12 protein-coding genes are annotated in these 13262 nt (G+C 61.4%); all 12 read right to left on the bottom strand.

The genetic code is table 11. The features are described from left to right. Positions 1–195 precede the first annotated feature (195 nt). Complete coding sequence (locus MSM1_RS09790) at positions 196–891, bottom strand: CAP domain-containing protein (protein WP_374101701.1); 696 nt, start codon at positions 889–891, stop codon at positions 196–198. Positions 892–1965: 1074 nt separating this feature from the next. After that, positions 1966–2274 (bottom strand): DUF732 domain-containing protein, encoded by a 309-nt coding sequence (locus tag MSM1_RS09785; protein WP_236055901.1) that lies wholly within the window; start codon positions 2272–2274, stop codon positions 1966–1968. 100 nt (positions 2275–2374) lie between these two features. Beyond that, complete coding sequence (locus MSM1_RS09780) at positions 2375–3028, bottom strand: hypothetical protein (RefSeq protein ID WP_236055899.1); 654 nt, start codon at positions 3026–3028, stop codon at positions 2375–2377. Next, entirely contained in the window at positions 3025–3654 is a 630-nt protein-coding gene (locus tag MSM1_RS09775) for a mammalian cell entry protein (protein ID WP_213441762.1), read from the bottom strand. The genes MSM1_RS09780 and MSM1_RS09775 overlap by 4 nt, the downstream gene beginning before the upstream one ends. Positions 3655–3723: 69 nt before the next feature. Next, a complete protein-coding gene (locus MSM1_RS09770) occupies positions 3724–5175 on the bottom strand; it encodes an MCE family protein (RefSeq protein ID WP_213441760.1) in 1452 nt (483 codons plus the stop codon). Further along, on the bottom strand, positions 5176–6336 hold the full coding sequence (locus MSM1_RS09765) for a virulence factor Mce family protein (protein WP_213441758.1): 1161 nt from the start codon (positions 6334–6336) through the stop codon (positions 5176–5178). It lies immediately after the preceding gene. Continuing rightward, positions 6333–7682 carry a virulence factor Mce family protein gene (locus MSM1_RS09760; protein WP_213442789.1) on the bottom strand — a complete coding sequence of 450 codons (1350 nt, stop codon included), beginning with the start codon at positions 7680–7682 and terminating at the stop codon, positions 6333–6335. The genes MSM1_RS09765 and MSM1_RS09760 overlap by 4 nt, the downstream gene beginning before the upstream one ends. A gap of 17 nt (positions 7683–7699) precedes the next feature. Beyond that, positions 7700–9031, bottom strand: coding sequence for an MCE family protein (locus MSM1_RS09755; protein WP_213441756.1), 1332 nt, complete (start codon positions 9029–9031; stop codon positions 7700–7702). After that, positions 9028–10056, bottom strand: coding sequence for an MCE family protein (locus MSM1_RS09750; RefSeq protein WP_213441754.1), 1029 nt, complete (start codon positions 10054–10056; stop codon positions 9028–9030). Before MSM1_RS09750 ends, MSM1_RS09755 begins: the two co-directional genes overlap by 4 nt. A 35-nt stretch (positions 10057–10091) precedes the next feature. Continuing rightward, positions 10092–11498 carry an MCE family protein gene (locus tag MSM1_RS09745; RefSeq protein ID WP_213441752.1) on the bottom strand — a complete coding sequence of 469 codons (1407 nt, stop codon included), beginning with the start codon at positions 11496–11498 and terminating at the stop codon, positions 10092–10094. Next, positions 11485–12348: an ABC transporter permease gene (locus MSM1_RS09740; protein ID WP_213441750.1), complete on the bottom strand. Its 864-nt coding sequence runs from the start codon at positions 12346–12348 to the stop codon at positions 11485–11487. The genes MSM1_RS09745 and MSM1_RS09740 overlap by 14 nt, the downstream gene beginning before the upstream one ends. 6 nt (positions 12349–12354) lie before the next feature. Beyond that, positions 12355–13170: an ABC transporter permease gene (locus MSM1_RS09735; RefSeq protein WP_213441748.1), complete on the bottom strand. Its 816-nt coding sequence runs from the start codon at positions 13168–13170 to the stop codon at positions 12355–12357. Between the last annotated feature and the right edge of the window lie 92 nt (positions 13171–13262).

Raw genomic sequence — 13262 nt, 5'->3', positions numbered from 1 at the left:
CCTGCGCGCCCACGCTGGCAGGATCGCCGGCCGGCACCGCTGCCCGGTCTCCACGTCAATATTCTTGACGTTGACCCGCGGCGCCCTCACACGCGAAAAACATTGGCGTCGATAGGTAATCCGACCACACCGGCAGGTTCGTTGGAGAAAAGCCGGTTATGGGTTAGACGGCCTGCGAATAGACGGCGTTTTGAGCTACTTCGGCGGCATGGCAGGCGGCGGATACACACCGCGGAGGATCCAGGGCAACCAGTCAACGCCAAACTCGATTTCATCGCTGGCATCGTAGTCTGGGCTGGGATCGATTGGCATATTCTGCGACCTGTCGCCAGGTGAAGCCAGGGGCGACGCTTCTGCTCCGTGCCCAGCAGTGCCGGTTGGTTGCTGTGGCTGGCCATAAACGGCCACCACAACAGTGCGGTCCAGGCTGTTTTCCGACCACACGCCGATCTGGGTGTTGGCGCAGTCGGACATAATTGCGAAATAGTTTGGTTTGTAATACCACTGGTTTATCAGTTCAACGCCGCTGATTGCTAAGGCTGGATTGATCGCCACTGTTTCGGCCACCTTGCCGCGAAATCCCGCAGCATTGGCTCGCACCTGCGGGGTGGACCCGTCGGAGCCGATGTCTCCGTCTAGGTCACGATTTATCAAGACGTCCCTGGTGTGGCGCTGGGCGGCGAGTTGCAGTTGCGGGCTTATCTTAACGTCGTTGCTGCAACCTGCCTGATGCTGGATAGTGTAGACGTTGGCGACCACGCCGTCATTCAGTCGCTTATTGTTCGGTATGAGGGTGTTGTCGTCACCATCCGCACGTGTCACGGGGATGCTCAGCAGGTTACCCGTCGCGGCAACAGCGAGGGCAGATAAGGTCAGCGACATAAGGTGCATTGCGTTTCTCCAGTTCAAAAACAGTATTGATGAACAATTTGCAAGTGATTGGTTGCCGATTCGTAGGCTTTCGCGTTGCGTGCAGGTATTGACATCAGTCGCAGCAACCTCCCGCGGCGCGGTAGCAGGCTGTTGGTGTCGTCTGTAAAGGCTAGAGCCACAGCCCATCGTCGAACGCTCCGATGGACAACGCACGCAGCCACACGGTTTTCTGGCTTCAAGAAGTACGTCATCTGGCTGATTCTTGATAGGACGCGGTGTGCTGAAACGAGAAGGGAGTGGTGAAGCCCAAGTATGAAACGGGGATCCTGCAAGCGTAGCGGTGGAAGATTGCTCAGCGAAAAGGACTCAAGACAGTCGACGCATTGCTGTGGCTGCGACTGGGCAGGGCCTTCTTCAGCCAGCAGATTAGGCAGCGCCATTGAAGGGCAACGATCTAAATTTAGTGCGGAGCAAATCAAGCGAGCACAGCCGAGCGGGCGTTGACGATGACCGTCCCGCGGGCCCACCGAGGCGGATTCGTTGTGGTGGAGGGTGACCCCATGGTCCTGTCGTGTGTTTTCGCGTTTCCCCGCAAGCGTTTGATACGCCCCCCTCTGCGCATCCTCGTCGGTGAGGGCCACAGAGCTAGGTGACGGAGTCTGGAAACGTTTCTGGCAAAACTCTTTTCGGTGATCTAATACAACTGGTGGATGACATTGTTCACCGAATTGATGTTGGCATTTTTCTCCGGCACGCGGACCAAGAACGAGCACAGTTCTGGCCGCTCCGTGTTCTCTCACCGGTCGACCGACCACTGCGGGTTGATGAGTCGTAGTGATCGCAATCGAAGGTTGATCACGTCGGCCGCCGGCAATCCTTGGTGCAGCAAACCGAGTGCTGCTCGCGAACTGCGTCGGTAACCTGTGTGAGGCAAAACCGCATGCACGGGTTGCGGTGGCGCGAACTGGATTAGCCATCATCTGGCCACGGACATCAGGGGATAGGCAGCCGACCGGGATACTGTTGAAGGTTAGGCCGTAGGCCCTTCCGTCAGTGATCATTGGCTCCTCCCGTTCCCGACCAGACTCATTCTCAACCGCCGCCGGGTGGTGGCCGGTATCCAGCTGCCGAGTTGCGTAACTGCCAGATCAGCGCGGGACAGAGTTCGTTGACCGCCTGACTGATCAGATACGAGGCCTGGTACTCATCGGAGGTATCGAAGTCAGCCTTCACGTCGCCCACGAGCTTCGCATAGCTCTGCCCGTGTAATACGTTGTCGCAGATACCGTATCCGTAGCTCAAGGCGTCGCCAGCGTTGACGAAATTGTAGCCGGGCCGTACCGTGACGTTGACCAGGTAAGCCACCGCGTCGGCATGTGCGCTGGGAGATGTGAGTGCCATTGTGGCAAAGGCGCATACTCCTGTCCAGGCCCAGACTGGGCCTACCAGCAGTTTGCTCTTGACGCTGAGGAGTAAGGGTCGGCGCAGCATCGTTGTGGTCTCACACGGGGTCGAATCCAGCGATCAGCCAACGGCCATGGATCCTGTCAAGGGTGACCCGAACTGTGGAGGCCGTGTTGGTGGGTGGATCCTGACCGATGATGATGGTTTGGTTCACGAATAACAGCACAACAGCGTGGCTATTAGTCGCCTTGATCGATGCGGCGGCGGGTACGGTGGCCACCGCGGAGATCTGCTTCTGTTTTGACCCCGGAATCACTACATCGTGGGTCAGTGATGTGTAGGCGTTTAGAAAGGTCCCGGTCAGTCGCCCTCGGGCAGCTTCCAGATCCTTTTCCACAGTGTCGGGCCTGTAGGATAGTAGAGCGACGGTGCCGTCGGTGGCAGCCTGCACGGATTCCGTGCTAGCCACGCGTGACTCGTGGAGCGAGCCGTCCTGCCACTTCAAAAAACCCGCGCCTGCAGCGAGCAGCAGGGCCAGCCCGGGCAGTACCCCGTAGGCGATCGTCTGTGTCCAGCGAATGCGGGGCACCGCGCGCGTGGTCCCTTGTCGAAGTTCTGACCCTTTGTGCTGTGTGGAAGCGTCGTTGTCCCCGTGCCCTACAGTCGCTGTTTGCGCCGGTTCCGAAGGTGTGTCGTCCACCGCGTGGGTATCGGTGGCGCGCTTGGTGCGCCAGAATTTCGGCCAGCTCATGGTACGAACTCGACGTTAGACATTTTGACTTTATCGCCAAGTTTCTGCATGAAGATGCGCATTCGCCATCGCCGCGGAACCTGCTCGGGTGCACCGAGGTTCGACACCTTCACGGTCATGGCTACCAGAACCTGGGCTGTATCACCCGACGCCGATTCCAGCCCAGCCTCGTCAACCGTGCCGACTGTTGTCGCCTTGACTTGTTTTGCCGCATCAACGAATGGCTGTGAGCGCTTCGCAAAGTCGTCGTGGAATTGCCCCGTCGCGCCCTCGAGAATGCGCTGCACGTCGGCCTCAGCGTGCTCCCAGTTGATTGTCGTCAGATTCAGCGCGCTCTGCTTCGCGGCTTGTAGAAATTGGCTACGCTCGATTTGCGCTTGGTGGGCTTGCTGGACGCGGAACGCCCACCACCCTACCAACGCGCCCAGGGCGACGATAACGACCAGTCCGAACAGCAGGGCGTGCCGCAGCGCCGACGCGGATTTTCTTGGCCGCGGTTCGGGTGCCTCGTCCTCGTTGGCCGCAACCGTTTGGAAGGTGTCGAGCGAGTCCGATTCAAGGGTGTTGTCTTTGGCCTCGGGATCGTCGTCGCCGAGAGACAGTTCGGAATCAGTCGCTAGCTGCATGCCGGCCTCCGTCCGCGGCTGCTGGCGATGACGCCGCCGGATGCCTGCCGCCTGGGCGAACCGGTGCGGTCATGTCCCCGGCGGGACCAGCATTGCTTGCCATGTCTTCTCCTTCGGTGCGGATTGCGCCAGGTCCGATTGTGTGTATTGCTTTCCATCCGATCCGATATAGGTGCCGGTGGCCGGGTCGTACTCGGCCGCCGCGATCGGCAGCGGCGCCGCGCCGGGCGGACCCGCCGATGCCGGCGGTGATCCTGGTGGCAGCTGTGGGATGTCTTGGCCGGATAGGGTGGCATTGGGGTCGCCTTTCCAGTTGTAGCCGTCGTTGAGCGGCACATACTCCTCGTCGCTTTCGCACATCTTCACGGTGGGCGCTCGCTTGCCAGGCCGGGTTTCACACGGAAGGTTACGGACACCCCGCACGTCGATCGGTGAATCCTGGGGCACCCTGCAATACAGCCCGGGGGGTGGGGGTGGGGAGTCCTCGAAGATCGGGTTGCGCTGCTGCTGGGCTGGTAGATATCCGGTGGTGCACGGCGGCGGCAGGTTGAGGTTGAGGTTGGTGTGGATGTAAAAGCCCACGTAATCCTGCTTGGTGTTTGCGTTGGCCGCGATGGCCATTTGGTGGTTGGCAACCATCTGCGGCAACGCCACAAGGGACTGTTCGATGCCGTTGTGGTAGGTGAGTCCAACCTGGGCGACGCTGACCAGATTGGCCAGCAGGATCGGCAGGGTAGGTTGCAGCCGCTCAACCAGTCGACGAGCTTCCCCAAGCGCTGGGCCGCCGTTGTCCACCACGCCGGCGACGGCCTGGTCGTGGGTCTGCAACTCGCTGGTCACGGTGGCCAGGCGCGACGCCCATGCTTGAATCGCGTCGGCGGTGTGGGTCTGCGAGTCAAGCACCGGCGGCGATTGGTCGATCAGCGCGATCATCGGGTCGAGGTTCTTGCGCGCCTCGATCGCCAGATCGGACGAGCCCTTGACCAGGCGCGACAATTCGGGACCGAGACCTCCCACGGCTGTATACGACTCGTCGATGACGGTCTTCAGGTTGTTGCGGGGTATTGCCCGCAAAGCGGTGTTCACGGCCGTGATCAGCGTGTTGATGTCGGGCGGCACCGAGGTATCGGCCAGCGGAATGACGTCACCGTCCTTCAGTGGTGGTGAGGTGCCGTTACGCGGCAGCAGCTCGACGTATTGTTCGCCGATCGCGGTTTGGCTGTGCACCTCGGCTTTGAGGTCGGAGGGGATGTGGATGTCCGATTTCAATGACAGCACTGCTTCGACACCGGTTTGGGTCAAGTGCAGGGATTGCACCCGGCCTACTTCGATGCCGCGATAGGTGACGTTGGCCCAGCTATAAAGCCCGCCGGTTTGCGGTAGTTCCATTTTCACTGTGTAGCGGCCGACGCCGAAAAGCACGGCCGGCAGTTTGGTGAAGTGCACAAATGTCACCGGCAGCGCGACCAGTGCGATCACACCGAGGATGGCCAGTTGGATCTTGATCCGTTTCTGAAGCATCTAACGCCCCTGGTCCCAGTGGTAGGGAATCGTGAGCGGATTGCCTGGGTTGTGGGGCCCGCCTGCTGTGCAGGGACTAGGGAATTGACCGATGGTTCGGCCCCACTGCAGCTCGAGCTCTGTCAGATCGCACTCCCACCGGGTGCCCGTGAAAAACCCGGCATCGATGCGGCTGAGCGTGAGGTCCACGATCATCGTCAGGTTGCCGTAATCACCGCGCATGAATTTTTCGAGTGTTTCGTTGGCGAACGGGTATGTGGTTAGCCAGCTGAGCCAGTGGGTCATGCTCGGACCGGCGTTGGCGAGTGATTCCAGCACCGGCCCGACTTCCTTGAGTTCCTTGATCAGATTCTGTTTCGTCTTGTTGACCGTGTCGGTCGTCATGGCGCTGAATTTGCTGAGCTGGCCGGCAGCCTCGGCAAGGTTGTCGCGTTCGTCGTTGAGCACCGCCAGCGCGTCAGGGACAGTGTTGAGCGCTCGATCCAGGACGGGTTGTTGTGCGGCGAACTTTCCCACCAAGCGATTCAGACTGTCGGTGGCCGCGATAATGTCACCGGTCTGGTCGTTGAGGTTGGCGGTGAAAGTGTCCAGCTGGCCGATGAGGCTCCGCAGGTCTTGCTCGCGGCCCTGAAATGCGGTGCTGAGCGCCTCGGTGATGTCCTGTGCTTGGCCCAGCCCTCCCCCGTTGAGCACCAATGCCAGCGCCGCCAGCGTCTGCTCGACGGTCGGGAAGGTACCGGCGTGTGACAACGGGATCAGCGAGCCTTCGTGCAGCCTACCCGCCGGACGAGTGTCCGTGGGGGGCGCCAGTTCGATGTGCTGCGAACCCAGCACGCTGGTTTGGCCGAGCTTGGCGGTCGCGTTGGCGGGCAGGTCAACGTCGCCGTTGAGGCGCATGGTCACCAGCGCATGCCAGCCTTGGAGTTCGATTTTCGTTACCCGGCCAACGGTCACATCGCCGACTCGCACCCGCGCGTTCGCTTGGAGGGTGTTGACATCGGGCATCTGAGCCTGGACAACGAACGAGCCCGGTCCGTTGCCCTGGGTGCCGGGAAGCGGCAGCGAATTCAGTCCCGGCCAGCCGCATCCGGCTATCCCAGCTATGACCAAAATCCCCGCTAGGGTCGTCCCCGCGAGAGGCCGCCAACCGGTGAGTCTCATGAACTAGCTCCAGAGGGCACCATCATGCCGGGCAGGCCGGCGGAAGGATCGGCGGTGATTGTCTTGGCGGCCTGGGCCGGTCCTTCGATCGGAGGCGCCGCATCAGGGGGCGCTGATACTGGAGACGGCGCAGCTGCCGACGCTGGTGGAGCATCCGGGGCGGGTGGAACGTAGTCGGGTCGCAGCCAGTCCTCGCTGTAAGTGATCTCATTGGGTCTGGCCTGGGCGCCGACAAAAAAATTCTCGCCCAACGGTAGGAAGTTGTACTGGCGGTTTTTGACGATCGGCGCCAGGTACTGGACACAGAGCTTCGCCGCTTTCTCGCCGCCCAATCGGGACGCGGCCTGCACCGCTCCGCAAAGGAAGGCAAGTGGATTGGCGAAGTTGGGAATGGCCAGCACCCCCGCAATTCCGCCCGTGGCAGGCCGACCCAGGTTCGCGATGTCCGCCAAACCTGTAGGCCCAATGTGGAGCAGCTGCTTGATGTCGTCGAGGCTGTCGATCAGCGCTTTGGTGATTGACGCCAGTTTGTCCGACGCGGTGCCTAGTGCCTCGCGGTTGTCGGCGGTGAAGCTCTGCACATCGGCCACAACCGAATTGAGGTCTTCGACCGCGTGCCCGACCTTGCTCGGGTCATCAGCCAGCAGCGCCGACACGGCGGCCAGGTTTCGGTTGAGCTGCTCAAGCAGTCCAGTACTGTCGTGCAGCGCCGTCACCAGCGTTGACAGATTTTTCAATGTGGAGAATATGTCAGTGCTATGGTCTCCAAGCGCGGAGACCGCCTGCGACAGCTTGATGATGGTGTCTCGGATGCTTGCACCTTGCCCCCGCAAGTTGTCGGCGGCGGTGTTGACCAGGGCGCCAAGTGTGCTCACACCACCTGGTTGGGTGGGCCGCAGCAGCTGGGTCAGTCGGTCGAGCTGCGCCCGCAGATCATCCCATTCCACCGGCACCACGGTGCGCTCTTGTGGGATGACCGCGCCGCTGCTCATCGCGGCCCCCCCAGTGTAGGGCGGGGTCAGCTGGATGGCCCGACCCGTGACAAGCTGTGGTGACAGTATCACGGCCTTCGCATCGGCAGGAACCTTGTACCTACGGTCAAACCAGAACGTGATCTTGGCCCGCTGCGGCTGTGGTTCGATCTTGACGACCTTGCCCACAGGCACGCCCCTGATGCGTACATCGTCGCCAGGGAAAACGCCGGTGCTGTTGTCGAAGTACGCGACCACCGTTGTTCGCGCGATCTGATTGGTTGCGCGCAGCTCCACAACCAGGCCGGCAACGAGCAGTGCCACAAGGCTGGCCACCACGACAAGCCGCGGACGCCTCCGTAGCGTTGCTGTCATGGTCTGCAGTCGTGTCATCACGGTCGACCTCCGGGCGGGGGCGGCGCCTCTCCCGGTGCCGGCACGTAGATCGGCGCGGGCGTCGGCGCGGGTATGGGTATGGCCGGCGGGCCGGGCGGCGGGCCGCCGGGCGGGGGGGCAGGCGGTGGCTCCCGATACGGGTAGCAGCCAGGGCCGGGAAGCGCCAAGCCAGGCAAACCGCACTGATGGTCGCCCGGATTTCCGGTGATCGCGTCGGGCACATTCAACCGCGGCTCGCCGCCCTGACCCGTCCGCGGGTACGGCACTGGCAATGGCGGCGTGGCGCGTTGGCCCGTTTGCGGGTCGGTCAGCTGGGATGGCAGCAACGTGGCCGGATCCAGTCCTAGGTCGGAGAACGCGGCATCGATGAACGGCTGAATAAACTGCCCCGGCGGAAGGTTCGCCACGGACACGTGTAACCATGGACCGCCCGCAGCCGCTTCACTCATCTGCATGACGTATTGGTTGAAAAATGGAAGAGCTTGCTGCACACGCTCTTTGCGCTTGTCGAGGATCGCCAATACGTCGTTGAGCTTATCTAGCGCCGGCTTGAGCTGCTGGCGGTTTTCGCCGATAAGTCCTTTCAGTTGCCGCGACACTGCTGAAAGGTTGGCCCAGATTTGATCCAGAGCAGCACTTTGTGTCCGCAGTTGAGCAAGCAACGCAGTGGTGTCCTTCACCAGGCTGACGACCTGATCGGTGCGTTTGGCCAACACCTTTGTAGATTTGGCTGCGTTGTCCAATAGGTTGCGCAGTTGCGCATCGCGGGTATCGAGGGTTTGCGCAAGTCGCGCCATCCCCTGTACCGCGTTCCGAAGATCCGGGGGGGTCGTGGAGAAGGTTTGTGCCAGGGTGGCCAGCGAGTCGGACAGTTGACCGGTGTTGAGCCCGCTGATCGTGGTGGCCAAGTCGCCGAGCGCGTCGGGCAACTGGTAGGGCGATACAGTCCGGTCGATCGGGATAGCGCCCTTAAGCTTGCCGCCGCCGCGGGGGGTGACGTCGAGGATCTTGCTGCCCAGCAGTGTCCTGGTTTTGATCGCCGCCTCGGTGCGATCTCCCAAATGAACGTCCTTATCGATTTTGAACGTGACCAGGACGCCGGGTCCCTCCAGTTTAATGCTCGATACTTTTCCGACAGGGTAACCGGAGACCTCGACAACCGCGTTGGTCTGCAGCCCACCCGCATCGGCGAAATAGGCACCGAAACTGTTCCTTTGGTTGACGAACGGCAACCGTTGGTACTGAAGTCCGGCCAACACCACCCCCACGATCACTGCGGTGCTGACGGCACCGACGAGTAGGGGGTTGCGCTCAGAAAACGATTTCATTTCGGCGCGCACCGCCCCGTGCTCTGACCGGCCACCTTGACATAGACTGGCTGGCCTCCCTTTCCGTTGATTTTGAGCACCAGATCGCACAGGTAGAAGGCGAAGAAGTCACCGTAAATCCCCTCACGGGCTAGCATCCGGTGCTTGTCCGGCAGCGTGTCAAGCAGCTTGTCGAGATAGTCGCGTTCGGCGATTGCGGCGCCCGCGACCCGGTCGGTTTCACTGACCACCTTCCGCAGCGGCTCTCGGGCCTGCGACAGCAGATCGACGATGGAAGCCGCTGCCGCGTTGGTGTAGGCCACCGCGTTGGAGATGTCGGTTTTGCGGTCGGCCAGTCGGTGGACGAGTTCCGACAGCGACGTCACCGCCTTGTCCAACTGGTCGGTTTGGCCGCCGAGCGACCCCAGCACCACGTTAAGGTTGTCGATGACCTGCCCGATCAGCTGATCGCGGTCGGCCAGCGTGCTGGTTACCACCGCCGCCTGGTCCAGAAATGAGCTGATCGTGGGCCCCTGACCCTGAAGCGCCTGGATCAGCTGCGCGCTGAGAGCGTTGACCTGCTCTGGGTTCAACGCCCGTAACAGTGGCCGAAACCCCCCGGTCACGGCGTCCAGATCCAGTGCGGGTTGGGTGCGGGCCAGCGGAATCGTACGAGCGGGATTAAGCTTCGTTATCCCCCCAACCCCTTCCTCCAGGGCCAGGTAGCGAGCGCCAAACAGGTTGTCATAGCGGATCACCGCCCTGGTTCCCTCGGTCAGCAAGACCGAATCCTCGACGGAAAACTCGACTCGCACTGTCGCATCGGGATTGATCGAGATCTTCTTAACCTTGCCGACCTCCACCCCCGCGATACGAACGAGATTGCCCTTTTTCAGGCCAGACACGTTGATGAATTCGGCGCTGTAGGTCGTACCCTTACCGACCCGCACATGGCCGTATTCCATCAGCAACCCCACCAGCACCAACAGGCCAACCATCAGGAAAATTCCGAAGCGCCAGGCCGCGCCTCTCAGGTTGTTGCGCACGGGTCGTTCTCCTGCTCAGAGATGGTTTTCGGCGGTCATGGCTGAGGACGGACTTCGGCCGGTGGCTGACCGGCCTGTGGCGACGCAGAGCTGGGTTGGGCCGGGGGCACTCCCGGCCATAGCGGCACCCCACCCGGCCCGTATAGCGGAGCGCCGTAGGGAGGCGCCCCGGGATACGGGATGGGGCCGGGCGCCGGCCCCGGAATGCACTGGCGGATGCTTGGCAATTCCGGCACAGCGCGGGTCACCGGGAAGTAGTCGGCCCAGCAGGGATGGCCGATGCCGGGATTCGGGCGGACATCGACACCGGTTCCCCAGCCAACGTTCATGATCAGCTTTCGTGAGGGGAAGTTCTTCGTGACATCTGGCAACGACCCACACCCAGGCTTGCCATCGGGCCCGCCCTTAGCGGCGACAATGGGCAGGTTGTCGGGATACACGTACGGGTCGGCACCAAACGACAAGCCGAAATCGAAAATCAAAGACCGGCCATCGGCGCCGCCCATCGACGAATAGCCCCCATGGTCGAGAAACCAGGTGGCGCCCTGCATCATGCACGTGTATTCGGGGTTGTACTTAAGCAGCAGGTTGGTTGTCGGCTCGAGAGCGTTGACCGATGCGTCGAGACTATCCCTACTCGTGGCCAGCAGGTTCGTTCCGGCCGTCGTGAATCCGATCGCGTTGAGTAGCAGAGTATCCAACGCGGCCGAATGATTCACGACGGTGGTGCTGGTGGTGCTGACGGCGTTCAGGATAGTTATGATGTCCCGGGCAGCTGGGTCAATGGCGTCCGCGAAGCCTTTAACTGAGCGCAAATCCTGGCGGAAGGTGTTGCTGCGCGTGTTGAGGGCCAGCAACACTTGGTTGAGATCGGTGGCGGCCTCGCCGATTCGTGGACCTTGTCCGCGCACCCCCTCAGCCACCGCGGTCAGCACCGCGTTCAGCTTGACCGGATCGACCATCTTGAGCAGATCAACGACATTCTCAAAGACCGTGTTGACCTCGGTGGCGACGTTCCTCGAGTGCAGCACCGCACCCGCGGCAAGCCGATTTGGGCTTGGGAGCGGTGGGGGCACCAGCTCAACGAATTTGGCACCGAAGATGCTGGTGGCTTTGATCTCTGCTTCCGCGTTCGCCGGGATGTAGCGGATCTGATCACGGTTGATCTGTAGTCGCAAGGCCGCCCCGTTCGCGCCGCTGTCGATTCGGCTGACCCGACCGACCTCGATGCCGCGTAGCATGACCTTAGCGTTGGGCGCCAGCACGAGGCCAGCTCGATCAGATATCAATGTCACCGGTACATGGGGCTTGTACTCGCCGGTGAAGGCCGCAGCAGTCGTGATCCCGAACGCGCCGATTGCCGTGAAAAGGATCAGCGTCCACCATGCGGCGTGAAGCCGGTGTTCCCGGGCCCGATGTTTGACACCGCTAGCTCGCGACATGGAAGCCCCCCGATTGACCGTAGGCTGCCAAACTGATCATCGCGAGCCCTACTACCGAGGTCACCAGTGAGGCACGCACCGACCGGCCCACCGCTTCACCGACCCCGGCCGGACCGCCGCTCGCGGTGTACCCGTAATAGGTGTGCACCACCATGATGACCACAGTCATCGCAAGCGTAATGAAGAACGACCAGAGCACATTGCTGGGATACAAAAAGGTGTTGAAATAATGGTCATAGACACCTGATCCCTGACGATAGAATACAGTGGTCGTAATGCGGGAGGCGAGAAAGCACACTACCGTCGCCGAGCAGTACACCGGAACCACCGCAACCAGTGCGGCGATGACTTGGGTAGACGCCAAGTAGGTGATGCTGCGAATCCCAAGTACTTCAAGCGCGTCGATCTCCTCGTTGATCCGCATCGCTCCCAGCCGGGCGGTCGCGCCGGAACCAATCGTCGTCGCGATGGCGACGATACAACTGCCGGGGACCATGAACCGCAAGTTGAGTATCGATCCCGCTAAACCCGTCATGGCATCGATACCGATGTTGCCCAGCTCTTGATATGCCAATACCCCGACGAGGATGCCGTTAGCCGTGACAATGAGGCCGACGACACCAAGACTGCCGCCGATCATCGCAAGCGCCCCTGCGCCCATCCCCATTTCGGCGAGCAGCCGCAACAATTCGGTTCGGTAGCGGACAACAGCCTCGGGAACCGAACCGAGCACCGTGGCATAAAAACGCGTCTGCGCTCCGATCCGATTCCATTCGGCGATCAGGCTGCTAGTCGCGCGGCGCAGCCGCGGAAACTGTTTGCTCACCTGGGCGCTCAGCGCTGAATCCATGGGGCCTCACACCAGCATTAACGGGATAGTGATTGAGTCCACGGTGGTGTTAATTGCAAACATCGCCACGAACGCGAACACCACCGTCTCGTTGACGGCCCTGCCGACACCCGCTGGGCCGCCGCCGACCGTGATGCCCTTGTAGCAGGCGATCAAGCCTCCCGTGAGCCCGAATATCGTTGTCTTGAACACTGAGACCACGACGTTGCGGACGCCGATCAACAAGGTCAGGTGGTCCACAAAGGCGCCGGGAGAAACGTGCTGGACAAACACAGCAAAGACGAAGGTGACCGTGAGAGCCGCCACAGTCACCGCTCCGGCTAACAAGAAGGCCACCGTGCCCACAGCCAGCACACGCGGGACGACTAACGCTCGGATCGGGTCGACTCCCATCACCCGCAGCGCGTCCAATTCCTCCCGAATCACCCGCGCACCCAGATCGGCGCAAATGGCGGTGGCGCCCGCCCCGGCGATCACCATTACATTGCTCACCGGTGCCATCGAGGTCACCACGGCGAATGACGCGGCCGCCCCGCTATAATCCGCGGCGCCGATATCTATCAGCAAAGTGTTGAGGGTGAAGATAATGAGCACCGACCACGGCAGCACTAACACCAGGGACGGCACGATTGATACTCGCGCCACAAACCAGCTCTGCAATGTGTATTCACGCCAGGCGAACGGAGGCCGAAACATCCCCGCCAACGCGTCCAGCGACATCGCAAAGAAACCGCCCCACGCCTGCAGCAACTTAACGGGCGCAAAAACCGACGTCAGAGTAGCTATGCTGGACACATCAACACGAGACCTGGTAGTAGTCATGGCAACTCGTTTCTGCCAGATGTCACGGCGGGCTGCTTGGTGCAGCGCCGATCCCCGCGGCACAAGAGACGCGCCACCACCGGCATCAGATA

Origin of the sequence: Mycobacterium sp. SM1 (genome assembly GCF_018361265.1) — a bacterium.
Lineage (GTDB): Bacteria > Actinomycetota > Actinomycetes > Mycobacteriales > Mycobacteriaceae > Mycobacterium.
The sequence above is the reverse complement of the archived record's forward strand: the minus strand, read 5'-3'. Positions and strand labels throughout refer to the sequence as shown.

Excerpts from the sequence above, each read along its gene's own strand:
- MSM1_RS09790 (WP_374101701.1), bottom strand. The coding sequence starts at position 891 with ATGCACCTTATGTCGCTGACCTTATCTGCCCTCGCTGTTGCCGCGACG.
- MSM1_RS09785 (WP_236055901.1), bottom strand. The coding sequence starts at position 2,274 with ATGGCACTCACATCTCCCAGCGCACATGCCGACGCGGTGGCTTACCTG.
- MSM1_RS09780 (WP_236055899.1), bottom strand. The coding sequence starts at position 3,028 with ATGAGCTGGCCGAAATTCTGGCGCACCAAGCGCGCCACCGATACCCAC.
- MSM1_RS09775 (WP_213441762.1), bottom strand. The coding sequence starts at position 3,654 with ATGCAGCTAGCGACTGATTCCGAACTGTCTCTCGGCGACGACGATCCC.
- MSM1_RS09770 (WP_213441760.1), bottom strand. The coding sequence starts at position 5,175 with ATGCTTCAGAAACGGATCAAGATCCAACTGGCCATCCTCGGTGTGATC.
- MSM1_RS09765 (WP_213441758.1), bottom strand. The coding sequence starts at position 6,336 with ATGAGACTCACCGGTTGGCGGCCTCTCGCGGGGACGACCCTAGCGGGG.
- MSM1_RS09760 (WP_213442789.1), bottom strand. The coding sequence starts at position 7,682 with ATGACAGCAACGCTACGGAGGCGTCCGCGGCTTGTCGTGGTGGCCAGC.
- MSM1_RS09755 (WP_213441756.1), bottom strand. The coding sequence starts at position 9,031 with ATGAAATCGTTTTCTGAGCGCAACCCCCTACTCGTCGGTGCCGTCAGC.
- MSM1_RS09745 (WP_213441752.1), bottom strand. The coding sequence starts at position 11,498 with ATGTCGCGAGCTAGCGGTGTCAAACATCGGGCCCGGGAACACCGGCTT.
- MSM1_RS09740 (WP_213441750.1), bottom strand. The coding sequence starts at position 12,348 with ATGGATTCAGCGCTGAGCGCCCAGGTGAGCAAACAGTTTCCGCGGCTG.
- MSM1_RS09735 (WP_213441748.1), bottom strand. The coding sequence starts at position 13,170 with ATGACTACTACCAGGTCTCGTGTTGATGTGTCCAGCATAGCTACTCTG.